23 protein-coding genes are annotated in these 22,898 nt (G+C 39.8%); 9 read left to right on the top strand and 14 right to left on the bottom strand.

What is annotated here, in order from left to right; genetic code table 11:
- Positions 1–32 precede the first annotated feature (32 nt).
- The 3 genes from ACQCT5_RS17615 to ACQCT5_RS17605 form a co-directional block, all read right to left on the bottom strand.
- The gene (locus ACQCT5_RS17615) at positions 33–299 is read right to left on the bottom strand and encodes a YbyB family protein (protein WP_499643664.1); all 267 of its coding nucleotides are present in this window, start codon (positions 297–299) and stop codon (positions 33–35) included.
- Between the two features lie 95 nt (positions 300–394).
- Complete coding sequence (gene recQ, locus ACQCT5_RS17610) at positions 395–2,551, bottom strand: DNA helicase RecQ (protein WP_499643662.1); 2,157 nt, start codon at positions 2,549–2,551, stop codon at positions 395–397.
- 132 nt (positions 2,552–2,683) lie between these two features.
- Positions 2,684–3,229 carry an HD domain-containing protein gene (locus ACQCT5_RS17605; RefSeq protein ID WP_499643660.1) on the bottom strand — a complete coding sequence of 182 codons (546 nt, stop codon included), beginning with the start codon at positions 3,227–3,229 and terminating at the stop codon, positions 2,684–2,686.
- Between the two features lie 194 nt (positions 3,230–3,423).
- Here ACQCT5_RS17605 and adh point away from each other — a divergent pair, with 194 nt between their 5' ends.
- Together adh and ACQCT5_RS17595 are read left to right on the top strand one after the other, a co-directional pair.
- Positions 3,424–4,944: an aldehyde dehydrogenase gene (gene adh / locus ACQCT5_RS17600; RefSeq protein ID WP_499643658.1), complete on the top strand. Its 1,521-nt coding sequence runs from the start codon at positions 3,424–3,426 to the stop codon at positions 4,942–4,944.
- Position 4,945: 1 nt separating this feature from the next.
- Positions 4,946–5,275 (top strand): DUF779 domain-containing protein, encoded by a 330-nt coding sequence (locus ACQCT5_RS17595; RefSeq protein ID WP_499643656.1) that lies wholly within the window; start codon positions 4,946–4,948, stop codon positions 5,273–5,275.
- A 54-nt stretch (positions 5,276–5,329) separates the two neighbouring features.
- Here the strand turns inward: ACQCT5_RS17595 and ACQCT5_RS17590 are convergent, their stop codons facing one another.
- Entirely contained in the window at positions 5,330–6,127 is a 798-nt protein-coding gene (locus tag ACQCT5_RS17590; protein ID WP_499643654.1) for a DUF2935 domain-containing protein, read from the bottom strand.
- Positions 6,128–6,289: 162 nt separating this feature from the next.
- Between ACQCT5_RS17590 and ACQCT5_RS17585 the strand changes: the two genes are divergently transcribed.
- The 4 genes from ACQCT5_RS17585 to trhA all read left to right on the top strand — a co-directional run bounded on the left by ACQCT5_RS17585 (position 6,290) and on the right by trhA (position 10,601).
- A complete protein-coding gene (locus tag ACQCT5_RS17585) occupies positions 6,290–6,751 on the top strand; it encodes a cupredoxin domain-containing protein (protein WP_499643652.1) in 462 nt (153 codons plus the stop codon).
- 115 nt (positions 6,752–6,866) lie between these two features.
- Entirely contained in the window at positions 6,867–8,486 is a 1,620-nt protein-coding gene (locus tag ACQCT5_RS17580; protein ID WP_417900253.1) for an ABC-F family ATP-binding cassette domain-containing protein, read from the top strand.
- 171 nt (positions 8,487–8,657) lie between these two features.
- Positions 8,658–9,761, top strand: coding sequence for an AI-2E family transporter (locus ACQCT5_RS17575; protein WP_499643649.1), 1,104 nt, complete (start codon positions 8,658–8,660; stop codon positions 9,759–9,761).
- 192 nt (positions 9,762–9,953) lie between these two features.
- Positions 9,954–10,601 carry a PAQR family membrane homeostasis protein TrhA gene (trhA, locus tag ACQCT5_RS17570; RefSeq protein ID WP_499643647.1) on the top strand — a complete coding sequence of 216 codons (648 nt, stop codon included), beginning with the start codon at positions 9,954–9,956 and terminating at the stop codon, positions 10,599–10,601.
- A 35-nt stretch (positions 10,602–10,636) separates the two neighbouring features.
- On the opposite strand, the gene ACQCT5_RS17565 is transcribed toward trhA, so the two are convergent.
- From ACQCT5_RS17565 to ACQCT5_RS17550, 4 genes are all read right to left on the bottom strand, one after another.
- Positions 10,637–12,079 (bottom strand): phospholipase D family protein, encoded by a 1,443-nt coding sequence (locus ACQCT5_RS17565; RefSeq protein WP_499643645.1) that lies wholly within the window; start codon positions 12,077–12,079, stop codon positions 10,637–10,639.
- A gap of 106 nt (positions 12,080–12,185) precedes the next feature.
- The gene (locus ACQCT5_RS17560; RefSeq protein WP_499643643.1) at positions 12,186–12,971 is read right to left on the bottom strand and encodes an STAS domain-containing protein; all 786 of its coding nucleotides are present in this window, start codon (positions 12,969–12,971) and stop codon (positions 12,186–12,188) included.
- Positions 12,972–13,012: 41 nt separating this feature from the next.
- Positions 13,013–14,104, bottom strand: a complete 1,092-nt coding sequence (locus ACQCT5_RS17555) for a PQQ-dependent sugar dehydrogenase (RefSeq protein WP_499643641.1) — start codon at positions 14,102–14,104, stop codon at positions 13,013–13,015.
- 104 nt (positions 14,105–14,208) lie between these two features.
- Positions 14,209–14,412 (bottom strand): DUF6501 family protein, encoded by a 204-nt coding sequence (locus ACQCT5_RS17550; protein WP_499643639.1) that lies wholly within the window; start codon positions 14,410–14,412, stop codon positions 14,209–14,211.
- A 116-nt stretch (positions 14,413–14,528) separates the two neighbouring features.
- Between ACQCT5_RS17550 and ACQCT5_RS17545 the strand changes: the two genes are divergently transcribed.
- Complete coding sequence (locus tag ACQCT5_RS17545) at positions 14,529–15,230, top strand: class I SAM-dependent methyltransferase (RefSeq protein ID WP_499643637.1); 702 nt, start codon at positions 14,529–14,531, stop codon at positions 15,228–15,230.
- A gap of 234 nt (positions 15,231–15,464) precedes the next feature.
- Positions 15,465–16,052: a cell wall hydrolase gene (locus tag ACQCT5_RS17540; protein WP_499643635.1), complete on the top strand. Its 588-nt coding sequence runs from the start codon at positions 15,465–15,467 to the stop codon at positions 16,050–16,052.
- A 46-nt stretch (positions 16,053–16,098) separates the two neighbouring features.
- Here the strand turns inward: ACQCT5_RS17540 and ACQCT5_RS17535 are convergent, their stop codons facing one another.
- Positions 16,099–16,290, bottom strand: coding sequence for a DUF2187 family protein (locus ACQCT5_RS17535; protein ID WP_499643633.1), 192 nt, complete (start codon positions 16,288–16,290; stop codon positions 16,099–16,101).
- A 46-nt stretch (positions 16,291–16,336) separates the two neighbouring features.
- Positions 16,337–17,203: an alpha/beta hydrolase gene (locus ACQCT5_RS17530; RefSeq protein ID WP_499643631.1), complete on the bottom strand. Its 867-nt coding sequence runs from the start codon at positions 17,201–17,203 to the stop codon at positions 16,337–16,339.
- Between the two features lie 113 nt (positions 17,204–17,316).
- On the opposite strand from ACQCT5_RS17530, the gene ACQCT5_RS17525 reads away from it, so the two are divergent.
- Entirely contained in the window at positions 17,317–17,853 is a 537-nt protein-coding gene (locus ACQCT5_RS17525; RefSeq protein WP_499643629.1) for a YhcN/YlaJ family sporulation lipoprotein, read from the top strand.
- Between the two features lie 34 nt (positions 17,854–17,887).
- Here ACQCT5_RS17525 and ACQCT5_RS17520 read toward each other — a convergent pair whose 3' ends face one another.
- The 4 genes from ACQCT5_RS17520 to ACQCT5_RS17505 form a co-directional block, all read right to left on the bottom strand.
- Complete coding sequence (locus ACQCT5_RS17520) at positions 17,888–19,081, bottom strand: toxic anion resistance protein (protein WP_499643627.1); 1,194 nt, start codon at positions 19,079–19,081, stop codon at positions 17,888–17,890.
- A gap of 14 nt (positions 19,082–19,095) precedes the next feature.
- Positions 19,096–19,719, bottom strand: a complete 624-nt coding sequence (locus tag ACQCT5_RS17515) for a 5-bromo-4-chloroindolyl phosphate hydrolysis family protein (protein ID WP_499643625.1) — start codon at positions 19,717–19,719, stop codon at positions 19,096–19,098.
- A 161-nt stretch (positions 19,720–19,880) separates the two neighbouring features.
- Positions 19,881–21,296 carry an NAD-dependent succinate-semialdehyde dehydrogenase gene (locus ACQCT5_RS17510; protein WP_499643623.1) on the bottom strand — a complete coding sequence of 472 codons (1,416 nt, stop codon included), beginning with the start codon at positions 21,294–21,296 and terminating at the stop codon, positions 19,881–19,883.
- Between the two features lie 95 nt (positions 21,297–21,391).
- Positions 21,392–22,594, bottom strand: coding sequence for an MFS transporter (locus tag ACQCT5_RS17505; RefSeq protein ID WP_499643621.1), 1,203 nt, complete (start codon positions 22,592–22,594; stop codon positions 21,392–21,394).
- Between the last annotated feature and the right edge of the window lie 304 nt (positions 22,595–22,898).

Below are 22,898 nucleotides of genomic sequence, written 5' to 3'. Positions count from 1 at the left end.
GGAAATCAGTTTTGATTTCCAGGCGTTTTTGTTTATTCCTGAACATTTTTATTATAGTAATCCACAGAGTACATCGCACCTTCACTTACCATTTTGTTGTCCTCGATATCCTCTGGATCTGGGTTTCCAGCCTTTTCAATTGGCAGATTTGATTTTTTATGGTTAAAAGAGACGATTCTGCTTTTAAGTTTTTTGGTCATGGATACTAGTTTATGCCTGCTTGGGTTAAATGCAATCACTCCCACACTTGTTAGCCCTGCTCCTACTAATAGATACGACTTGAGTGGACGATTATTCATTTTACATAAACCTCCTCTAAAAAATGTTTTATGATTATTCTATGTTTATACCCCATCAGGGAGGGATAAAACATTTAGGAGGCCATGAAGCTCATTCAATTTATTCCGTGCTTGAACATGACGGCCTTAATTGCCATATAATCCACTTCTTCCGGAAGAGCGTCTTTTATCGGTTTCAGTTTCTCGGAACCAACCTCTTCCACTGCTTGAATAATGGTATCTTCAAATTCACGTGGAATGAAAGCATCCCAATCTATTTCTACATCTTCCTCCTCTGCACATTTGAAAAGATGATTTTGAATGGTGATGGCACTCATCTTTCTTTCTTTTGCTATTTCTTTTATGGATTGGCCTTCCATGAAAAGCTTATAGGTGAAAAGATGACTGGGCTCTCCTGCCGGTGCTTTATTACGGGTGCCGACTGATGATAGCTTCCGTTGCGAAGACTCCATCAGGTTCGACGATTTATCTATTTCGATTCCATTCTCTGTCACAAACCTGGTTATCTCTTCTTCAAATAGCCTGCCAAACTTCTCATATTTCTGTTCTCCTACCCCTTTAATTTCAAGCATCGCATCTTTATCCTGAGGGTAGAATTTACTCATTTCTCTCAAGGTACTATCAGCAAAAACAACATAAGGTGGTATCTCTGCCTCTTGTGCAACCTTCTTTCTTAGCGCTCTTAGGGCTTCAAATAAATCACTATTCTCAGAAATCCTCTCCACGGTTTCCTTCAATTTCAATAGAACCTTCTCTTGATTCCTTAAAACCGGTACAGCTCTTGAACCAAGTTTTACTATAGGGTATTGGCCTTCTGTCAGAATTAAATATCCTTCTGCAATCAAGATATTTATCAAGTCCACAAGTTCCTTCTCCGTGTAATTGCTCATCAAGCCATAGGTAGGCAACTGATCGAAGCGGAATTGCTGAATCCGTTTATCCTTTGAGCCCTTCAGCACTTTTGCAACAAGAGCCGCACCGAACCTTTCATTCATCCGGTGGATACAGGAAAATATCTTCTGTGCCTCAAGCGAAATATCCTGCTCGACATATTCATCTGAACAGTTGCTGCATTTCCCACAGTTTTCTTGCGTGTCCTCACCAAAATATCGAACAATATAGCTTTGCAGACACTGCTGTGTATAACAGTAATCCATCATGGATTGGAGCTTTTGGTATTCCTGCTGCTTTCTTTCGGGAGATTTGATACTTTCTTCTATCAGAAATTTTTGCAACTGAACGTCTCTTGCGTTGAAGAGGAGCACACATTCACTCGGTTCTCCATCACGTCCTGCCCTTCCCGCCTCCTGATAATAGGATTCCACCGTTTTCGGCATATTGTAGTGAATGACAAAACGGACATTCGATTTATCGATGCCCATACCAAATGCATTGGTGGCAACCATTATTTTCAACTGGTCATAAAGGAAATCCTCCTGGAACTGTCTTCTTTCCTCTTCTGTCAGGCCTGCATGATACTTCCCGACCGCATAGCCTTTTTCACTTAAAAGGCTGAATAGTTGATCCACTTCTTTTCTTGTGGAAGCATACACGATTCCAGATTCTTCCTTATTTGCTTTTAAAAACTGTTTCAGGAACGATTCTTTATTTGTGCCCCTTAAAACGGAAAATGTCAGGTTCTCCCTTGAAAATCCCGTCACGAAGGTATTTTCAAAATCTATGTTCAAAATGGCACTGATATCACGGATAACTTCTTTCGTCGCAGTTGCAGTGAATGCTGCAATAATCGGGTTCCCTTGGAGGCGTTGTATGAACGTTCCTACTTCCCTATAGCTCGGTCTGAAATCATGTCCCCACTGTGACATACAATGGGCTTCATCCACCGCTACAAGTGAAATGGGGGTATGTTGAAGAACGCGCACAAAATCATAGGAATCAAGCCGTTCCGGTGCCAAATAGACCAACTTTACTTCCCCTTGTTCAATAAGCCCTAAACGATGCTGAACCTCCCCAGAGGAAAGCGAACTGTTGATGTATGTAGCCTTCACTCCTATGCTATTTAATGTATCCACCTGATCTTTCATAAGGGATATCAGTGGGGAAACGACAATGGTCAATCCATCCATAAGCAAAGCTGGAATCTGATAACAAATAGATTTCCCTCCCCCGGTTGGCATAACACCTAGCGTATTGTTCCTATCTAATATGTTTTGGATGATTTTCTTTTGTCCAGGCCTGAAATCCTGATAACCGTAATAATGTTGAAGCAGTTCTACAGCTTGTTCGTACATAATGCACCTCATTTGTTAATATTAATTGGAAAATTACATTGGTTTGGATTTTTTTTCGAGGAAAAGGAAGAATGAGTGGAAGAGGATCTACCACTATACTAGCTAAAATAAATGAAGTGTTCAACTTTCAGGTTAAGCGAATAGTTCGTTGACCGTCTTTGATAAATCAGACAAAATTCTGCTATTCTTCATCGTTTCATTCATTTTGAAGCTTTCAACGATCCCTTTGTAGTACCACTCCTGTTTTTCTGCCCCTCTATTGAACCGGGACCATATTGAGTCACCGATCATCTTTTTGTCTTCAATGATAGATTTCAGATTATGTAATTTATCCGCACAGATTACATGACCGATTTCCATATCCACCTTCATGATTTCGGCAATGGTATGCTGTTTCCGCTCTTCCCACGGTGCCCCCTTGTCCGGTTCCGTACAGCCCTCCACTATCCTGGCTACGTTATAGTTGAATTCCAACGAAAGAATGGAAAGAGTCATGTCTGTGTCCTCTAGAGTATCATGAAGTATTCCAGCACAAATGACATCCTCTGAACACCCGTACTCCTGCAGGATCATTCCTACTCTGACCGGGTGCACGAAATATGGTATATCTGTTCCTTTTCTAACCTGATTTCGATGTGCAATGGCTGCAATGGATAAAGCCTTATCAATTTGGCTCATTTGTATCCCCCTATTAATCTTAATCCTAAGTATTCTCTTATTCTATCATGATAAAACACCGTATTGCTTGATTTATAAGTTCAGAATGTTTAAAATTTACCTTACAATAGGTTGTCTAACAACTCATGTTGACTGTTTTTGAATCCGCTTACATAGTTGGATGCCTATTAGTATTTATTTAGGGGGAATTTTCAATGATTTACGCAAATCCTGGTGAAAAAGATTCAAAGGTATCCTACAAGAACCGTTATGACAATTTCATTGGTGGAGAGTGGGTTGCTCCAGTTAAGGGTGAATATTTTGAAAATACTACTCCGATTACCGGACAGGTCTTTTGCGAAGTGGCCAGGTCCACTTCCGAAGATATTGAATTGGCACTGGATGCCGCTCACAAGGCTAAAAAAGCATGGGGTCAAACCTCTGTCGCAGAAAGAGCAAATATCCTGAATAGAATAGCAGATAGAATGGAAGAAAACCTTGAAATGCTAGCAGTTGCTGAAACATGGGAAAATGGGAAACCTGTCAGGGAAACATTGGCTGCCGACCTTCCGCTTGCCATCGACCATTTCCGATATTTTGCAGGTTGCATACGTGCCCAGGAGGGATCACTTGGTGAAATCGACAATGATACCATCGCCTATCATTTCCAAGAGCCGCTAGGTGTTGTTGGGCAGATCATCCCATGGAATTTCCCGCTCCTGATGGCTACATGGAAGCTTGCCCCCGCCCTTGCTGCAGGAAATTGTGTGGTCCTTAAGCCTGCCGAGCAGACTCCTGCATCGATAATGGTACTTACTGAACTAATAGCTGACCTTCTCCCACCTGGGGTATTGAATGTCGTGAACGGTTTTGGTGTGGAAGCAGGAAAGCCACTTGCATCCAGTGACCGAATTGCAAAAATAGCATTTACCGGTGAAACCACCACTGGGAGACTTATCATGCAATACGCTTCCCAGAACATCATTCCAGTTACACTCGAGCTTGGTGGGAAATCACCAAACATCTTCTTTGAAGACGTTCTTGCAGCGGATGACGATTTCTTTGATAAGGCTGTAGAAGGCTTCGTGATGTTCGCTCTTAATCAAGGCGAGGTGTGTACATGCCCTTCCCGAGCACTGATCCACGAATCCATTTACGATAAATTTATGGAAAGGGCATTGGAACGAGTTGCCCAAATTAAACAAGGAAATCCTCTTGATACCGAAACCATGATCGGAGCGCAGGCATCGTCCGAGCAATTGGAAAAGATTCTATCCTATTTGGAGATTGGAAAAGAAGAAGGAGCAGATTTGCTAGCTGGTGGTGAACGCAATATGCTTGAAGGAGATCTTGCTGGAGGCTATTACGTTAAACCTACTGTCTTTAAAGGCAATAATAAAATGCGGATTTTCCAGGAAGAGATCTTTGGTCCGGTTGTTTCTGTTACTACCTTCAAAACTGCAGAAGAAGCATTGGAAATTGCAAACAACTCCCTGTATGGCCTCGGAGCAGGGGTATGGACTCGTGATGTTAACACTGCCTACCGCTTCGGAAGACAGATTGAAGCTGGACGTGTATGGACAAACTGCTACCATGCCTACCCTGCAAACGCCGCTTTTGGTGGGTACAAAATGAGTGGTATTGGACGTGAGAATCATAAGATGATGCTCTCTCACTACCAACAGACAAAAAATTTGCTAGTGAGCTACAGCCCGCAGAAACTAGGTTTCTTCTAAAATGGAAAAAGTCAAGGCAACAGTTGTCGCTATTGAGCTAATAGAAAAGCTGAAAGCCAAACACGGTCCAGTCCTATTTCATCAGTCTGGTGGCTGTTGTGATGGCAGTTCGCCGATGTGCTATCCTAAGGATGACTTTATAATTGGTGATTCTGATGTTTGTCTTGGGGAAATCGGCAGTACCCCTTTCTATATGAATAAAAAGCAATATGAATATTGGAAGCATACACAGCTGATCATTGATGTCGTACCAGGCAGAGGTGGCATGTTTTCATTGGAAGGTCCTGAAGGAGTAAGATTTCTTACCCGTTCAAAGGTATTTCCAAAATAATCAAAAGAAGACCTCAGACTAATCGGAAATTAGTCTGAGGTCTTTTCTACTTTTTCATTCTATTCTTGGTTTAGTAGGATCGCATTTAGGTGGAGCGGTACTCGACGATTGGGCGAGTTTCATAAGGTAATAGCACTCTTCCCTTGCCATATGGTCTGCCATGATAACGGAAAATGTCCCAATCAACTTGTCTTCCAGCTGCAACTCCTTAATTTCATCCAGGAAGACCATAAATAACTCTATTTCCAGTTTTACTTCATCATTCATTCGATCCAATGCAGGAAATGAGTCAACATTCGCCCTTAGATACCCTGCCAGCTCCACTGCTTTAACATAAAATTCTTTGAAATCATTGACAAAGTCGAAGGATTTTAATCTGATTTTATGCTCTACCATATCCAGACTGTCATTAATCCCTTGTGCGTGCCCCGCTGCATCCAATAACCAAATAAGGTGATGATGCAGTTCATGAAAAATCGGAGGACTTTCCCCCTTTTCCAAGTACTGAAGAATATTCATATATTCTTCCAACTCATTCACCATATGGTTGATGAATGTAGGTGGAAGATTTATCGTGATCTCCCCTGTCAGCTGACGCCAAATAATGGAAAGCTTATATTCTCTGAATTGATTTGTAAGTCTTTTCGTCTGCATTAGTTGATTCTTTACGTTTACTTCATTTAATGTCCTGCTCTCTACATACCATTTGTCATATTCGTCCTTGAAGAAAGTCGCTTTTTTTACATCCTCTGTTTCCTTAGGAGCCAAACTATCAAGGAAAAAACGCGCATGATCTCCAAAAACCTGCATCCAAAATAATTGTTCAAACTTCACATCTTCCAAATACCCCAACTTCCTACCACCCCCGATTTAAATAATATATTCGTATTAATATAGAATTATTTCTTTTGTGGCTATGAAAATATCTCTCGTTTTTTAAATATATTAGACAACCCTTTCGCTTTTGTTGCATACAAATTAATAATAGTCATGCTATTAGAAGGGGTGGAATATGTGAGATTTTTTATTGTAAAGAAAAGTTGGCTTATTTCGGTATTATTATGCTTCATTATCGCATTAGGAGGCTGGTACATCGTTAATGTAGGTATCATTCCGACAACTGGAAAACCAGCACAGGATGATCAGTATATTTATCATATGATTACCTCTGAATTTAAAACCACACTGGCAGATGGGTCCGAAATGGAAGCATACCGTTTTGATCCTGGCACCATAACTGTTCCTAAAGGAAAGGAAGTTACCATCAGCATTTTCGGGGTGAACGGGTCGGAGCATCCTTTTTCTATTGAAGGAACCGACATATCCGGCGTCGTAAAAAAAGGCGAAGAAACATTAATCACCACCACATTTGATAAGCCGGGGATGTATCAGTTGGTTTGTACCACACATACCAATCACGCTCATCATGCCAATCAAAAAGTCCCTCCTATGATTGCCTACATCTATGTATATTAAGAAAGCTGGGTCCCTCCCAGCTTTTTTATTTTGCATAAAGATGAAATGATTCTTTTGCAACCTCTCTATTTAATGGTATAATTTCAACGACATTAATTTTGGAGGAAAAGTATACATGCTTACAGTTACAAATATAAGTCTACGTTTTGGTGATCGAAAATTATTTGAAGATGTTAATATAAAATTCACCCCTGGCAACTGCTACGGTTTGATTGGAGCAAATGGAGCAGGGAAATCCACGTTCTTGAAAATTCTATCTGGCGAAATAGAAGCACAAACTGGTGATGTTCATATGAATCCAGGCGAACGTATGGCCATCCTTAAACAGAACCACTTTGAGTATGAAGAACACGAAGTAATGAAAGTGGTTATTATGGGACATTCCCGTTTGTATCAAGTAATGCAGGAAAAAGATGCAATCTACATGAAAGAGGATTTCTCTGATGAAGATGGTATGCGTGCAGCCGAACTTGAAGGTGAATTTGCTGAACTTAATGGTTGGGAAGCAGAGTCTGAAGCTGCTATCCTATTAAAAGGCCTAGGAATCTCTGTGGACCTTCATGATAAGAAGATGTCTGAACTGACAGGTGGAGAGAAAGTGAAAGTACTACTTGCTCAAGCCCTATTCGGTAAACCGGATGTACTATTGCTCGATGAGCCTACCAACCACTTGGACTTGAAAGCGATCCAATGGCTGGAAGAATTCCTGATCAACTTTGAGAACACAGTTATTGTGGTTTCCCATGACCGTCACTTCTTGAATAAAGTGTGTACACACATTGCGGATCTTGACTACAGCAAAATTCAGATCTATGTTGGAAACTATGATTTCTGGTACGAATCAAGCCAGCTTGCATCCAGACTTTCTTCTGATGCCAACCGCAAAAAAGAAGAAAAAATCAAGGAACTCCAGGCATTTATTGCCCGATTCAGCGCAAATGCTTCCAAATCGAAGCAAGCGACTTCCCGTAAAAAATTACTAGATAAAATTTCGATCGATGATATCAAACCATCATCCAGAAAATACCCATACGTTAACTTTACTCCCGAGCGAGAAATCGGTAACGATCTGCTTCGCGTCGAAGGATTAACGAAAACAATTGATGGGGTTACGGTGTTAAACAACGTCAGTTTCATAATGAATAAAGATGATAAAATCGCCCTGGTTGGCGGAAATGAAATCGCCAATACAACCTTAATGAAAATTTTGACTGGTGAAATGGAGCCTGACAGCGGAACGTATAAATGGGGTATCACCACTTCCCAAGCATACTTCCCAAGAGACAACTCCGAATACTTTGAAGGTGTGGACGCAAATCTTGTTGACTGGTTGCGTGAATACTCCCCTAACGACCAGACGGAAAGTTTCTTGCGAGGCTTCTTAGGAAGAATGCTATTTTCTGGTGAAGAAGTGTTAAAGAAAGCAAGTGTCCTTTCCGGAGGAGAAAAGGTACGTTGCATGCTTTCCAAAATGATGCTGAGCGGATCGAATGTCCTGTTATTGGATGATCCTACAAACCATCTGGACTTGGAATCCATCACTGCATTGAATAACGGTCTGATCAGTTTCAAAGGGTCCATGATCTTTACTTCCCATGACCATCAGTTTATCGAAACGATTGCAAACCGTATCATTGAGATTACACCAAACGGAATCGTCGATAAGCAAATGACTTACGATGAGTACCTGGAAGATCCAACTGTCCAAAAGCAATTAGCAGATTTATACGCATAATCATAGAAAAAGTCTTCTTTCCGGAAGGCTTTTTTCTAAATAAGTGAAACCTTTTCAAATACCAAATCGTAGAAAATGAATGAATGTTTTTTATTGATTCCTTTGTCTAGTGCGGAGATCAACAGCGGCTTACTTAGGCTCATTAATTTTTTCGAAAAAGAGGTGTAGACAGTGCCACAATCCAAGTGGTTTCGAATCGGCTATGGGCTGATTGTCATTTTATTGATTATTTACTTGCTTTCCCTTGTCAATTTCATTTTCACCCCTATTACAATCATGATCAAAACGTTGTTTGCACCGATCATTTTGGCAGGAGTGATGTATTATCTACTTCGACCTCTGGTGAATCTGGTAGCTCGATACATTCCCAGAGGTTTGGCTATCATAAGCATTTACTTAATGTTTATCGGATTGATCACGCTTTTACTATTCCTCATCGGTCCAACACTACAGCAGCAGGTTAACAGCTTAGTGAAGAATACACCTGACATTGTAGATGACATCCGTGACTTTACTGCTGAGCTCCAGGAAAATGAATATATCGCAAGATTCCAACAGGACGAGCGTTTCTCACTTGAGGAAATCTCCAGCAAAATTGCAGATAACCTGAACGCTTATTTGACTGCTTTTGGATCAAATGTGATTAATGTCATAAGCGCAATAACTGGCTTTATCGTACTACTTGTCATCATTCCGTTTGTCCTCTTTTACATGTTGAAGGATGGAAACAGTCTTCCGAATCAGATCATTAAATTCATCCCTAGACAGCATGAACGGGAAGGCCGGGATGTTCTAAAGGATATGGATATTGCAATCAGTTCCTATATTCAAGGTCAGATCATTGTAAGTATATTCGTAGGGGTGCTGATCTATATTGGATTTTTGATCATCGGCCTCGAATATTCTCTTGTTTTGGCTCTGATCGCTATGTTTACCAATGTCATTCCATTTATAGGTCCTTTTATAGGTACTATTCCTAGTATTGTAGTGGCATTTTTTGATGAACCGATTATGGCATTATGGGTGTTGATTGTCGTAATTATCGTACAGCAACTTGAGAGTAATCTTGTATCACCTCAAGTAATGGGGAAAAAACTTGATGTACATCCTTTGACCATTATTCTTTTACTGCTTGTGGCGAGTAAGTTTGCGGGTCTGTTGGGCCTCTTGCTTGCCGTGCCGACCTACGCCATCTCCAAAGTGGTGGTTCTGCATACCATCCGTTTTATCAATTTACGAAAAGTAAAAGTGACAGAAGATACAATCATAAGGTGACGTACAAAAAAGTAGGATTGGGCTTACCCCTCTCATACTTTTTTGTTCGAAAGAATGATAAAGTGCCAGCTTCCAATTTAGCAAAATGCCCGTATCCGATTACCTGGTTCTTTTAAATGGATATTTCATATAATTCTTGATATGATGGATATAGATTTTAGTTCATTAAACTAGGAAAGCGCGGGGATAAATATGGCACAAACACATACGTTTTCGAAGGGAGAGGAAATTGCCAATTCCATTACGCATGGTATCGGAATACTAGTTAGCGCAGCTGCATTGGTTCTTCTCATCGTATTTTCGGCAATTAATGGAACACATCTTCATGTTCTTACCTTTATAGTATATGGTGTGACCATGCTGTTGCTATATACCGCTTCTACATTACTGCATGCATTACCTCAAGGGAGAGCGAAAAATGTCTTTGAAATTCTGGATCACTCTTCCATCTATTTCTTTATTGCAGGTAGTTATACTCCTATAACGTTGATTATCATGGATGGCGTATTAGGATGGACCTTGTTCGGAATCGTTTGGTCCCTTGCATTGGCAGGCACCGTTTTCAAAGTTTTTTTTGTCCGCAGATTTATTTTTGCGTCCACAATTCTGTATGTTTTGATGGGTTGGCTGGCTATCTTTGGATGGAGTGAGATTACGGCTAAGGTCGGCACTACTGGAATCGCCTTCTTGGTGACTGGCGGAATCGTATATAGTGTCGGAGCCATTTTCTATATGTGGCGGGCATTCCCATATCACCATGCGGTTTGGCATATTTTTGTGCTAGCAGGGACTGTGCTTCACTTCTTTTTTGTTCTGCTATATGTGCTGCCTATAAAATAAAACAAGCAGGAGCCCTGCTTGTTTTATTTTGCTATTTAATAGGTCGTAAACCTGAAAAGCTTTTGTAAGCGATATAATACTTTTTTAATAAAAGTTGTTTCATCCTGATATTTATCCAAAGGAAGAGTGAACTCTGCATCTTCGTTATTCCACAATCTTTGGAAATAGCTATCCATTTCCGTCATAATATCCTCGTTATTCGGTGCCACAATTTTAATATCCGTTTCCAGATTAAGATCAAACAGATTCCTTCTTGTAAAGTTTGCAGAACCTCCAATGATGGTCGACTCTTCTGGCCGTTTGAAATAAATCATTTTCGGGTGATACTGTTCCCCGTCGGTATTAAACCATTTTATTTCAATATTCCCTTTCCCTTCCTCTACCATCTCAGCAGCTACCGGTCTATTTGGCATTCCGATTTTTTGTTGACCAAAAGCATGTTCATTTGGATCGAGGACCATCTTGATCGAAACCCCTCTTTGAGAAACCTCAATAAGCTCATCCACTACTTTTCTTTCGGCGAGATAGAACATCCCCACCCAAATTTCTTCCCCTTTTTCTGTCTGTTTAATTTCTTCTATGATATGTTTCAGGATTTTCCCTTCTGTCAGCAACTGCACAGTTATATTTTTATTTTCATCACTTTGGTGGTCCGCTTTATTATGATAGGTTGGCAACTCTCCCCCCTCGGAAAAATCCAGGATAGCCTGCTCAGTTTTGAGAAGATCTCCTATGATAGAACCTGAGACTTCGAATGCCGTATTGGAATGGTAGCCACTTGCATCATGAGGATTCGCAGATGAAATGATGGCAGTCTTATCCGTAATGACGACTTTCCGGTGATTTGCTTTTACATTAAGCAGCTTCAGATAGGAGCGAACCGTTGTTTCTGGTGCATTTTTAGACATCGGGTTTTTGATCCAGCCAGACCCGCCTTGTCCGAACCATTGAAAAAACACTCTCCATACACCTGAATAAAGCGGATTTGAATCGCGAAGCACATCCAAATGTGTTTCAACTACTTTTATTCCATTATCCTCGAGCATCTTCAACTCTTCCGCTTCATGGGAGCCATATGTGGTATTGATTTCGTCCGTTATAAAAACCATTTCCATATCAGGGTTTGTCTTCTTCTTGTCAAGTAGCGTTTTCAATAAGTTATCACTTAATGGCGGAAAGTCTCTCTCTCCATCATTGTAACCATTAAATAAAAACATATCGATAACCACAAATTCCTCCGCTTCTTCGATTACCTCGAATATCCGATCGAATATCGCATGTTCCGTTGCTAACTTATCATTTTTTTTATAGGTCAAATCGTAGAGAAAGTCCACGTCAGATACCAGATGCTCTTCCCCTTCAAAAGAAACGTTTTCCGGCAGTGGCTTGAAGCTATGATAGATACTGGTACCAATTACTGTAAGAACAATAATTCCAATGATAATCGAAATTTTATATATTTTTATAAACCTAATCACAAAGCTTCCCCCTACATTCATGTATAAACTATATTTCCTCTATTTTCCTTATTAAAACATAAAAAATAGGCTTGTTATTATTCAAGCCTATTTCTATAAGCTTTGTTTATATTTTTACAAGTTTGTATCCCATTTTTGACCATACGTATTGGATACCCTGCTTGAAGGACTGACAAGTTTTTACCCGGACCTTCAACCCTTTCCTGATCATCTGCTGGACAAATTGTGCATTCAATCCGACAAATATTGCCTCAGAGCCCATTATTCTTAACGCTTCAGCTATTTGATCCAGGTGATATACTACCACTTCGTCAATATCATCAACAATCCCTGTAAAATCGAAGATGACGTATTCCGCTTTTTTTTCCGCACATGCAATCAGGATGGCATCCTTCGTGTATTGCATTCTTTCTTCGGTCAATAAACCAGTCAACGCAACTAGTAACACCGAATCAATGGCAGTGCCAATAATAGGCGTATAGAGGCTCTTCAACATATTCTGCTGGACTTCGAGTTCATTTTGAAAATCCGAAACGTCCTTCCATGTTAATATATACCCGGAGAACTCTCCCGTCTCGCTAAATATTCGATCCACTACAATTTTTGCAGAAAAGCGGTTGAACAGTTTTATTTGTGCTTTATGGGGGAACGTTTCACCTGACAATATCCCATCCTGCCTCGGACCGTGAAACATGGAGAGATTTACTCCAATAAATTCTTCTGGGTCATGTATCTTTATATATGGCCCAATCTTGGCCAAAAGCTCTTTTGCAGAACCATTCATCCATCGTATATATTGGTTTTCATCTGCAAAAATAAGACTTTCCCCAATACTGTCCAATAGTCTTAATACATTCAAGTCTTTAAACATTTCTATATTATTTGGCATCATAATTTCCCTCTCCACTTTCTTATTAAAAACTCTATGTGGGATCAGTTTTCTGTTTTTAGCGGTATTTTTATAAGTCTGTCATCGGTTGGTATCGGATTTCCTCTACCATCAGTATTGTTAGTTACTGCATATAAAGTTTCTCCATCCAATAGAACATCTCTGATTCTACCGAAATTCTCAACAAGTGGAAATTCCTTTTTACTCTCCAGTTCAAATTGGCGGATCATTTCGCCCCTTAGGCTTGCAACGAATAAAGACCCATCGTAATAGACCATGCCGGAAGGGGCCCATGTATTGGTCCCTGACTGAAATATTGGTGATTCCATTCCGCCCTTTTCTTCCGTGCCGGAAATGACTGGCCAGCCATAGTTTTTTCCTGCTTCGATGATATTGATTTCATCTCTGGCAGAAGGCCCATGCTCAGATTCGTATAATGTGCTCTGCGTTTTATCCCAAGCAAGTCCTTGAGGGTTGCGATGCCCGTATGAATAGATGTAGGAATCTGGAATTGGGTTATCCTCTGGAATCGATCCGTCCAATTCCATTCTTAATATGCTTCCTGACAAACTTGAAGGATTCTGTGCTTCCTCAGGTATTGTAGCATCCCCAACTGTAACGTAAAGCATGTTATCAGGTCCAATGGCAATTCTTCCGCCATTATGGTAGATTGCCCCAGGAATGTCTTCCAATATTGCACGTTCTTCCTTCCAGGAGCCATTTGCATATTTTAACAGCACTAAGCGATTTTTGACATCCTCTGTCGTACCGTATGTATGATAAGCATATGCCAGCTTGTTTTCCTCGAAATCGGGATGCAGCGCCAACCCAAGTAATCCTCCTTCTCCGTACTGGAGAACCGCTTTATTTAGTTGAACTGTCTCTCTTGAAAAGTTTCCATCTGAGATTCTGGCGATAGTTCCCTTTCTTTCTGTTATATAAAAAGTATCATTGTGCTTGGTAATTGCCCAGGGCACATCCAGTTTTTCAGCAACCGTTTCAACGGATGACTCCATGGAATTATTAACTTCCTTAGCTGGTGGTGTGTTTGTATTGGTATCTCGTTCCTGTTTAGCCATACATCCACTGGCAAAGATAAGAATTAGAGCAAAGCAAAATATCATCCTTTTCCTCATGAGCTCACTCCTCCATTTTTTATACCCTTTTTACTATATTCTAACCCTTTTTTTAAAAAATAAAAAAGCACGACAGTTGATCGTCATGCTTCTTGAATTTCCTTTTAGATTGTTTCGAAATAATCCTTGAAATAGCCTCCGATATGGCCGCTGTTATCCACAACAAAGTAGAATTCATCTGTTTCATTTTTTACTTCATATGTCTTCCCAGCCGTCAGCATATTGTTCACTACATATTTTTCTGCATTCGTATGTACGCACTTGACCATTTTTACGGTGGCACGATCTTTCCATGTTGCATGTATCATTCTATGCACCTCCTGCTTCTATATCCCCATAATCATATCTTAACTTATACATAAATGCCAGTTCCTTTTTGAACGTTCCATCTCCTCTACTCATATGAATAATGGAGGTGATTAATATGAAGAAATGCTGCTATACAGACATGCTCGCATTATTCGGAATCGGTGGTGCCCATCCTGGAGGGCTTGAGGTTACTAAGGAGCTCATGACCAATATAGACATCAATGATAAAAAATTCTTGGAAGTCGGCTGTGGTACTGGGCAAACAAGTGCCTATCTGTTTGAAAGAGGAGCTTTACTTACCACGATGGATGCTCACCCATTGATGGTGGATAAGGCAAATAGAAGGTTTATAGAGATGGGCCTGACATGTCAGGCAATCCAGGGGAGTATAGAAAAAACGGATTTCGCTTCAAACACTTTCGATTATATACTTGCAGAATCTGTACTGTCTTTCACGGAAACTCTTTCTTCTTTAAAAGAAATACATCGTATTTTAAATTCCGGAGGTTCCTTTTTTGGCCTTGAAATGGTGAAAAAAAACTCTCTCCCGAAAGCCATCGAAGAAAGAATGAAAGCATTCTATGGTTTATCGAGTATTTATTCATTAGAGGGATGGAAAACTGTTCTAAAAGAGAGTGATTTTCAAATCAACTCCCTAATTTCGATTTCTTTAGATGATTTAGAAGCAAGCGAACCCGATATCAACCCTTCTCATGATATTGATACAGCATACTTTCATGTTATACAGGAACATGAGGAGATCACATCAATATCCCGTCCTCATATAGAACTTTGTATGATCAGCTGCCAAAAATAAACATGGGCTAATGTCATAGGTGGCATTAGCTGATTTTCTATATTTATGTATTTATAGATATTTTTTCGTGCATTCCTCCTATATTTTTCTATATTTTTGTGATATAAAGCCAATATCTACAATAATTATGTTCAGTTGGCAACATTTATACAGTGAAATGATTCCTTGGACTTGTTACCATTTACATTAGAGTGTCCGAGAGTTGCTTATAACAACACAAGGAGGAATCATTTTATGAAGAAACTTATTGCGATTTCAACTTTAGCAGTTGCACTTATTTCTGGTACAGGATTCAGTGCACAAGCTGAAGAAACATATAAAGTTCAATCTGGGGACAGCCTTTGGAATATTGGTAAAACTTATGGTGTATCCGTAAAAGAGGTACAAGAAATCAATAATAAAGGCAACCATTTAATCTTCCCTGGTGAAGCGTTAAAATTGCCAACTGCAGTATCTGAAGAAGAAAAAGATCTATTGGCACGTCTTGTTCATGCTGAATCAAAAGGTGAACCATACGAAGGGAAAGTAGCTGTAGCGACAGTGGTTCTTAACCGTGTAGATAGTGATGTTTTTCCGGATACGATCAAAGAAGTCGTAACTGAAACATCACCTGGTGGCGTGTATCAGTTCTCTCCTGTGAAAAACGGGGAAATCAACAAAAAAGCTGATGAAGAAGCGATCAAGGCTGTGGAAGAAGCGATTGCTTTCCGTGGTGATGGTAACAATTCATTGTACTTTTTCAATCCTGATAAAACAAGTGACGAATGGATCCGCACAAGAACTGTAACAAAAACAATCGGAAACCACGTTTTTGCACAATAATATAGAATTCAAAAAAGAAGGTGCGGATTTTCGCACCTTCTTTTTTTTATACTGTTTTGTAATTTTTATGGTTAATGACGGTACGTATCGGTTCGCCTGTGTTTGGATTCTTCCCAAGCTCCACAATAACGGAACTGTCTCGTATAACAATGACCTTTCCTTTGCTTCCTTTATTTGTGCCATTTTTTATCAGGATGGTATCCCCAATTTGGATCCCATTAGATTTTGTTTCTTCCATTTTTCATTCCACCTTTTAAATTTTATGTACTTTCCTATTATTACCCTTAAATCTTGGAAAGCAAAATACTTTTTATACAGTTATAACAAATGGAGCGAATTTCCTCCGTTTCATTGAATAGCTGATGATTCCCTCCATCAATCAATGTCGCTTTACTATCAGGAAAAAGATCGAGTAAAAATGAGATATTAAACCGCCAATCAACCGTAGTATCCTTATTACCCTGTATCAGGTGCAATCTCTGATTCTGAATCGGATATTGAAAGACTGCCTCGTGCCATTTTGATAGGGAAACAATCCAATTAGTCGGTAATGTGTCAAATTGTAGTGGGTCATTCTTTACAAAATCCAGATAATTTTTATTTGAAGCATTTTTTCTGTATTTTCTTTTGATGGATTTTATCCTATTCCCTAACAGTTTAACCCCTATCTTTGAAAATGACCATAAATAAGGCTTGATTAGAGGTGCCACCAGGATAACCTTTTCAAAAAGAGGCGGATGATGAATGATATATTCCGTAATGATCGAGCAGCCTGTACTATGCCCAATAATAAAATATTTCCTGTTATCCATAGGTTGGATTGATGCAGATATCACACATTTAAATGCATGTACATATTCATCAAAACCGCTGATATCGCCTCTCGGTCCATAAGAATTCCCATGTCCTGGCAAATCGAAGGTTATGACAGAAAAGGAGTTTGAGACGAGAAAGCGAATGAGATGCGAAAGTGAACCCGCATGATCCAAATAACCATGAACTAACAAAATGGTCCCTTTTGACTTGCTTGGCATAAAAGATTGCTTAAATATATCTCCATAATCTGTAGAAATGAATTCTGTATGGTGTAATGAAGATAAATCTGAAAGTGCATATTGTTTTAGATATGTTTCTTTTTCGAATACAGACATACTGTCATTCCTTATCATCTTTTATGTTCATCACTAGTTTAACCTAAAGATTGTATAAAGTTCCTCCATTTGAAGAATTCTAACTGTAATTGATAAGGAAAGAGGTGAAAAAGGTGAACATTAAAGGTTTTTTTGTCACTGGACTTGCATTTACTTTACTAGCTACCGGTTGTGGAAATGTAGATGATTATGGTGCTGCAAATAGAAACGCACCGAACGATTCACTGAATGTAAATTATGAACAAATGGGCCGTTATAATAGGCCTGATAATGTACGTAATAACATTAATCCAAGAAGAGTTAATGATGAAAACGAACCAAGAATGGCAATTGCAGACCGTGCTGCAGATAACGTAACAGACTTGAAAGAAGTGGAAACCTGCAATGTCATTGTGACAGATGATAATGCATATGTAGCAGCTGTACTTGACAATGGAAAAGATGAGCTCTCGCAAGATGTAGAACGAAAAATCGCTGATCAAGTTCGTAAGGCAGACCCGGATATAGACGATGTATTCGTCTCTGTTAATCCTGATTTTATAGATCGTATGGATGGTTATGCAAACGACTTACGTTCAGGAAGACCAGTAAGAGGAATGCTTGATGAATTTACGGAAACAGTTCAACGTATTTTCCCAACAAACAGATAATTCCACAAAATAAGAGAGAGGGAAGGTCCTCTCTCTATTTTTGCGCTTTTGAACGTATATTTAACAGTTTGTCTTTTAATTCGTTTTCCATTTGAACAAGCTCCAGCTCCACCTGTTGACGTTTTTGACGACCCTCCTGCTGAATCTGGAGGGTTTCTTCCAATGTTTCAATCAGGTTTTCCTGTGTTTTCTTCAGCGTTTCAATATCAACAAGTCCTCGTTCGTTTTCTTTTGCAGCTGAAATGGTATTCTGCTTCAACATTTCGGAATTTCTGAGCAGCAATTCATTGGTTGTTTCAGAAACATTTTTCTGCGTATCCACGGCTTTTTGCTGGTTATAGAGGGATACGGCAATTACCAGCTGGTTCTTCCATAGCGGAATAGCTGTCAGGATCGATGATTGGATCCTCTCCACCAATGTCTGATTCGTATGTTGGATCATCCTTATTTGTGGAGCCATTTGCAACGTGATCTGTCTGCTGATTTTCAAATCATGGGTACGTTTTTGAAGGCGGTCCGCAAATTGCATCATATCACTTACTGCTTGCACATCCATCTGATCATTGGTGGAACGTGCTTTTCTTTCCATCTCAGGTATAAGATTCGCCTGAATATCCTCGAGTTTGTGCTCTGCTGCTGCAATATATACATTCAATGCCTGAAAGTAATCTTTGTTTTTATCATATAAAGACTCGAGCATAATATTATCGCGCTGCAACACTTTTTTAAAGCTTTCCAGCTGATCGGCAATTTTGTCGATTTCAAACCCGATTTTTCGGTATTTAGCAAAAAGCTGATTCACAGAATTATTGACACTACCGAAAATCCTGCCAAAAAAACCTTTCTTCTGCGGTTCTAGTTCCCCAGGTTTCACTTCTTTGATTTTTCGCATCAAATCTGAAACCACTTCCCCGACAGGTCCTGCATCCTTCGCTTGTACATGTGATAGGATTGAATTCGAAAAGGTCGATAGCTCGTTCTGGGCTGTAATACCATAAGAAGAAATGGCCTGCTGATCATTCGGATCTATTTGTTTGGCAATTTCCATCGCTCTAAGCTTCAGGTCTTCCGAAAGGCTATCCATCACTTTTTCCCTTTTTGGTTCTGTTTGCTGCTCGGTCTGAGTGGCCACTTCATTTTCCATCGCAGGATTAGAAAAAGGGTTGCTAAGCAGGTCATTTAATGTATCGTTTTTGATTTTTTCATCCAATTTCTCTTTATTATTCATCTTTTCACCTCATATTACTTCTTGTCGATTGTAAGAGATTGCTGATTCATCAGTTTAATTTCCGTGTTCAGGTTGTTCATATCACCAGCTAGAACCACCATCAATTCCTTTTCCATGTTACGCTCCATCTGTTTAAGTGCATTCTCCGTTTCTCTTAATGCTGCAGATACCTCATGTGTTCTTACAGGTTGAGACAGTAATTGTACATACTTTTCAGCAATGATCGCGGATGAGTCCAAATGCTGATGAAAAAAGGTCTGGGCACTTCGATAACGGATTGGTTCTTTTTCGACCATTTTAATGATTTTATGGGATATTTTATAGAGCTTCGTAATATTTTGGTAGACAAAGATGCTTCTCACTTTAAATCTGTTACTATTCAATTTTTGCAGCTTCGTTTTTGCATCCTTGATCTGCGTAAGAACATATTTCTTCTCTTTCCTTTCCACTTTATCCAATTCGTCCTGAGGCAACAATTTGCGCTTCAGAAGCCAGTAGCTAAGCAGAAACCCGGCAAAAGCGCCGAGCACTCCCAATTGGACTTGATTTCCAGTTGAGAAAAATACGATCACAAAAGACACGATCGCTATATTGGAAGAAGCAACAAAAATAAATGCTTGCTTTAAAAATCGTTTCATCCTCTCACTCCTCGCCCTTTCCTTTAGGCATATCATTCATATACTTCATATACGAATAGCTAGAGAAAAAGTTTCATTTAACTTACCTTCATTATATATGATTTTTGCATATAAAAAAAAGCCTAACCCTCTTCATGTTGAGTTAGGCTGAAAAATGTCTTTCAGATTCCGATAGATATATATTTTACTTCCAGATACTCTTCTAATCCATGGTGTCCGCCTTCCCGACCGATTCCGCTTTCCTTCAGCCCCCCGAATGGTGCTTGCGCTGTTGATGGAGCCCCATCATTAACACCGATGATGCCATATTCCAATGCTTCAGTAACCCGATACATTCTGCCTAGATTCTCGGTATAGACATAAGCTGCCAGACCATAAGGGGAATTATTTGCTCTTTCAAGCACTTCCGCTTCTTCTTTAAAAGTACTGATTGGCGCCAACGGACCAAACGTTTCCTCCTGCATACAGATCATATCATCCTTCACATTGGACAATACAGTCGGCTCCATAAATGTTTTCTCTAAAACATCCCCACCAAAGGACACTTTCGCACCTTTTCTTTTGGCGTCCTCGATATGCTCCTGAACCTTTTCCAAGGCACCCCGATCAATCAAAGGTCCGATATCGATTCCTCTTTCCAGGCCATTTCCTACCTTCAACTTGGAGACATCCTCAATAAACAGGGAGGTGAATGATTCCGCCACTTTTTCATGAACATATATTCTGTTCGCACAAATGCAAGTCTGACCTGCATTGCGGTATTTTGATTGGATAAGCCCCTTTGCCGCCTTTTCAAGATCTGCGTCTTCGAATACGATAAACGGTGCATGTCCCCCTAGCTCCAGAGAAAGCTTCTTTACCGTATCGGATGCCATTGTCATCAGCGTTTTCCCAACTTCCGTCGATCCGGTAAACGTAAGCTTTTTGACTTTATTGCTTTTCATCAACGTTTCTCCAATGAGACTGGATCTACCCGTGACCACCTGTATCACACCCTTAGGAATTCCTGCTTCATGTGCATACTTGGCAAGAAGCAGTGCGGTTAAAGGTGTCTGGCTGGCCGGTTTGACAATTACAGTACACCCTGCTGCAAGAGCTGGTGCGACTTTGCGTGTAATCATGGCTGCAGGAAAATTCCATGGAGTGATGGCCGCAACCACGCCAACCGGCTGCTTTTGAATCAGTATCCTTTTATTTTCCTGTGTAGCAGGGATGGTTTCTCCGTAGATTCTTTTTGATTCTTCTTTATACCAATCTACAAAGTTATTCGCATACATGACTTCTCCAAGAGCTTCCTTAAATGGTTTGCCCTGTTCCTTCGTTAGTGTTTCAGCAATACTCTTTTTGTTTTCATCCAATAATTGATACCACTTCCCTAAGAGCTCTGCACGTTCATATGCGCTTTTTTTTCTCCAGGATTGGAAAGCATCGGACGCGTTGTCTATTGCTTGCTCCAGCTGCTCTTCACTTATACTGGGAACCGTGCCAATCACTTCATCAGTTGCTGGATTGGTTACCTCTATCTCTTTATCCGACTGGACCCACTCACCATTTATGTACATAGAATACTTCTCCATCCTGATACCTCCTTCAAATACTGTAATCATATCTAATATATTCACTATCTTTCTCTCATTCCCTCTAGAAACAAGAAAAAAACACCCTAATGACATTAAGGTGTTTTCTGGTGTGCAATTTTCATCGGCTGCCTGAATAGCTTTAAGCCATACATAGTAATAAGCGTCAACGATAGGAATCCAAATACAAGAGCCATCATCTGCAATCCGATTGTATCAAGGAATAATCCTGTACCGAGAAGCACTACCTGGAACATGACCCGATCGAGCATATTTCGGAAGGAAAAGAAGCGGCCGTGATACTCTTTTGGTATTTTTGTTTGAAAGATAGTAGCCGCGATCGGGAAAAAGCATCCGACAGCCAAACCGAATATCCCGAATGAGATAAGTGTCATAAATTTGATATCCGCAAAGAACAAGGATAGATGTGCTAGAGCAATCAGTGTTACGAAAATAAACATCAGTTGCACCATGTTATTGTCATTCGACAGTTTTTTTACGGCAAATGCCCCGACCATAAAACAGATGCCTTCAATGGTGTAAATAAGACTCTTGATGGTCTGATCATCCTGTAATTCACTTATATTGATAACTACCAGATTAAATCCGCCGATAAACAGAAATGGAACAATGGTCAAAATCAAGACAGTAAGGGCAATTGGAGTTTCCCTGAGCACCGGCATAATTTCCTTGAAACTGCCAGATCCCTTTCCATCCTTTTTCCTCTCTTCTGCTGACTTATCCTCAAAATTGAGAAGAAATGTTGACATAAAAAGGATTCCGTAGGCCACCATCGAAGCCAGATACAAAGAGGATAGACTCATGATGACGAGCATCGCCCCAGCCAAAGCGGTTCCTGCAATTCTTGATACGGTGGAAACATTCATATGGACCCCATTCATTTGCAGTAGTTCCTTTTCCGGAACGATAAGCGGAATGGACGACTGCAGTGCCGGAAAATAGAATGCCGCAGAAAGCTGTATTGCAATCATAAATAATATCATAAAAAAGATGGATTGATATTCAATCGCCAAAAACATGAAGCACACACTAAGCATTCGTCCGAAGCCTGAATAGATCATCACTTTTTTCTTGCTGTAGGAATCAATTATTTTCCCTGCCAATGGTCCGACCAGAACACCTGCGAGAAGACCAATAAATAGAATTAGAGATTTTGCAAAGTCAGATGGTACATGAGCCTGCATAAACTCCAGATTACCAATGATTCCTGTCCAAAGTCCGATACCTGCGATAAATTCTCCCATTAGAATAATCCATACATTTCTATTTTTCCACATGTTGTGTTCCCCTATTTCCTATTGTAATAGTAAAATCATAACATGGTTAAATTCTTTTCGCCACACGAAGTTTTTAAAAGAATACGCTCTGTTAAACACTGCGGTTGAATACTTTAGAATTGTGCCCGATCTTTTTAGTAAATGATAGAAAACAAAAATATTATGTATCGCTGAAAAATTTTGGAACGTACCTTAAAGAATCACCGCCATTAATTTGGTTCATAATTACATTTTAAGTACTGAATTAATAAAAAATAACTGAAAGTGTTATTAGATGTTTAGTTGAAGGTTTAAGGAAATGTTT

Origin of the sequence: Sutcliffiella halmapala (assembly GCF_050107295.1) — a bacterium.
Classification (GTDB): domain Bacteria; phylum Bacillota; class Bacilli; order Bacillales; family Bacillaceae_I; genus Sutcliffiella_A; species Sutcliffiella_A halmapala_A.
The sequence above is the reverse complement of the archived record's forward strand: the minus strand, read 5'-3'. Positions and strand labels throughout refer to the sequence as shown.

What these genes read in the sequence shown, in the direction of transcription:
- ACQCT5_RS17615 (WP_499643664.1), bottom strand. Translation starts at nt 299, where the DNA reads ATGAATAATCGTCCACTCAAGTCGTATCTATTAGTAGGAGCAGGGCTA.
- recQ (WP_499643662.1), bottom strand. Translation starts at nt 2,551, where the DNA reads ATGTACGAACAAGCTGTAGAACTGCTTCAACATTATTACGGTTATCAG.
- ACQCT5_RS17605 (WP_499643660.1), bottom strand. Translation starts at nt 3,229, where the DNA reads ATGAGCCAAATTGATAAGGCTTTATCCATTGCAGCCATTGCACATCGA.
- adh (WP_499643658.1), top strand. Translation starts at nt 3,424, where the DNA reads ATGATTTACGCAAATCCTGGTGAAAAAGATTCAAAGGTATCCTACAAG.
- ACQCT5_RS17595 (WP_499643656.1), top strand. Translation starts at nt 4,946, where the DNA reads ATGGAAAAAGTCAAGGCAACAGTTGTCGCTATTGAGCTAATAGAAAAG.
- ACQCT5_RS17580 (WP_417900253.1), top strand. Translation starts at nt 6,867, where the DNA reads ATGCTTACAGTTACAAATATAAGTCTACGTTTTGGTGATCGAAAATTA.
- trhA (WP_499643647.1), top strand. Translation starts at nt 9,954, where the DNA reads ATGGCACAAACACATACGTTTTCGAAGGGAGAGGAAATTGCCAATTCC.
- ACQCT5_RS17560 (WP_499643643.1), bottom strand. Translation starts at nt 12,971, where the DNA reads ATGATGCCAAATAATATAGAAATGTTTAAAGACTTGAATGTATTAAGA.
- ACQCT5_RS17555 (WP_499643641.1), bottom strand. Translation starts at nt 14,104, where the DNA reads ATGAGGAAAAGGATGATATTTTGCTTTGCTCTAATTCTTATCTTTGCC.
- ACQCT5_RS17550 (WP_499643639.1), bottom strand. Translation starts at nt 14,412, where the DNA reads ATGATACATGCAACATGGAAAGATCGTGCCACCGTAAAAATGGTCAAG.
- ACQCT5_RS17545 (WP_499643637.1), top strand. Translation starts at nt 14,529, where the DNA reads ATGAAGAAATGCTGCTATACAGACATGCTCGCATTATTCGGAATCGGT.
- ACQCT5_RS17540 (WP_499643635.1), top strand. Translation starts at nt 15,465, where the DNA reads ATGAAGAAACTTATTGCGATTTCAACTTTAGCAGTTGCACTTATTTCT.
- ACQCT5_RS17535 (WP_499643633.1), bottom strand. Translation starts at nt 16,290, where the DNA reads ATGGAAGAAACAAAATCTAATGGGATCCAAATTGGGGATACCATCCTG.
- ACQCT5_RS17530 (WP_499643631.1), bottom strand. Translation starts at nt 17,203, where the DNA reads ATGTCTGTATTCGAAAAAGAAACATATCTAAAACAATATGCACTTTCA.
- ACQCT5_RS17520 (WP_499643627.1), bottom strand. Translation starts at nt 19,081, where the DNA reads ATGAATAATAAAGAGAAATTGGATGAAAAAATCAAAAACGATACATTA.
- ACQCT5_RS17515 (WP_499643625.1), bottom strand. Translation starts at nt 19,719, where the DNA reads ATGAAACGATTTTTAAAGCAAGCATTTATTTTTGTTGCTTCTTCCAAT.
- ACQCT5_RS17510 (WP_499643623.1), bottom strand. Translation starts at nt 21,296, where the DNA reads ATGGAGAAGTATTCTATGTACATAAATGGTGAGTGGGTCCAGTCGGAT.
- ACQCT5_RS17505 (WP_499643621.1), bottom strand. Translation starts at nt 22,594, where the DNA reads ATGTGGAAAAATAGAAATGTATGGATTATTCTAATGGGAGAATTTATC.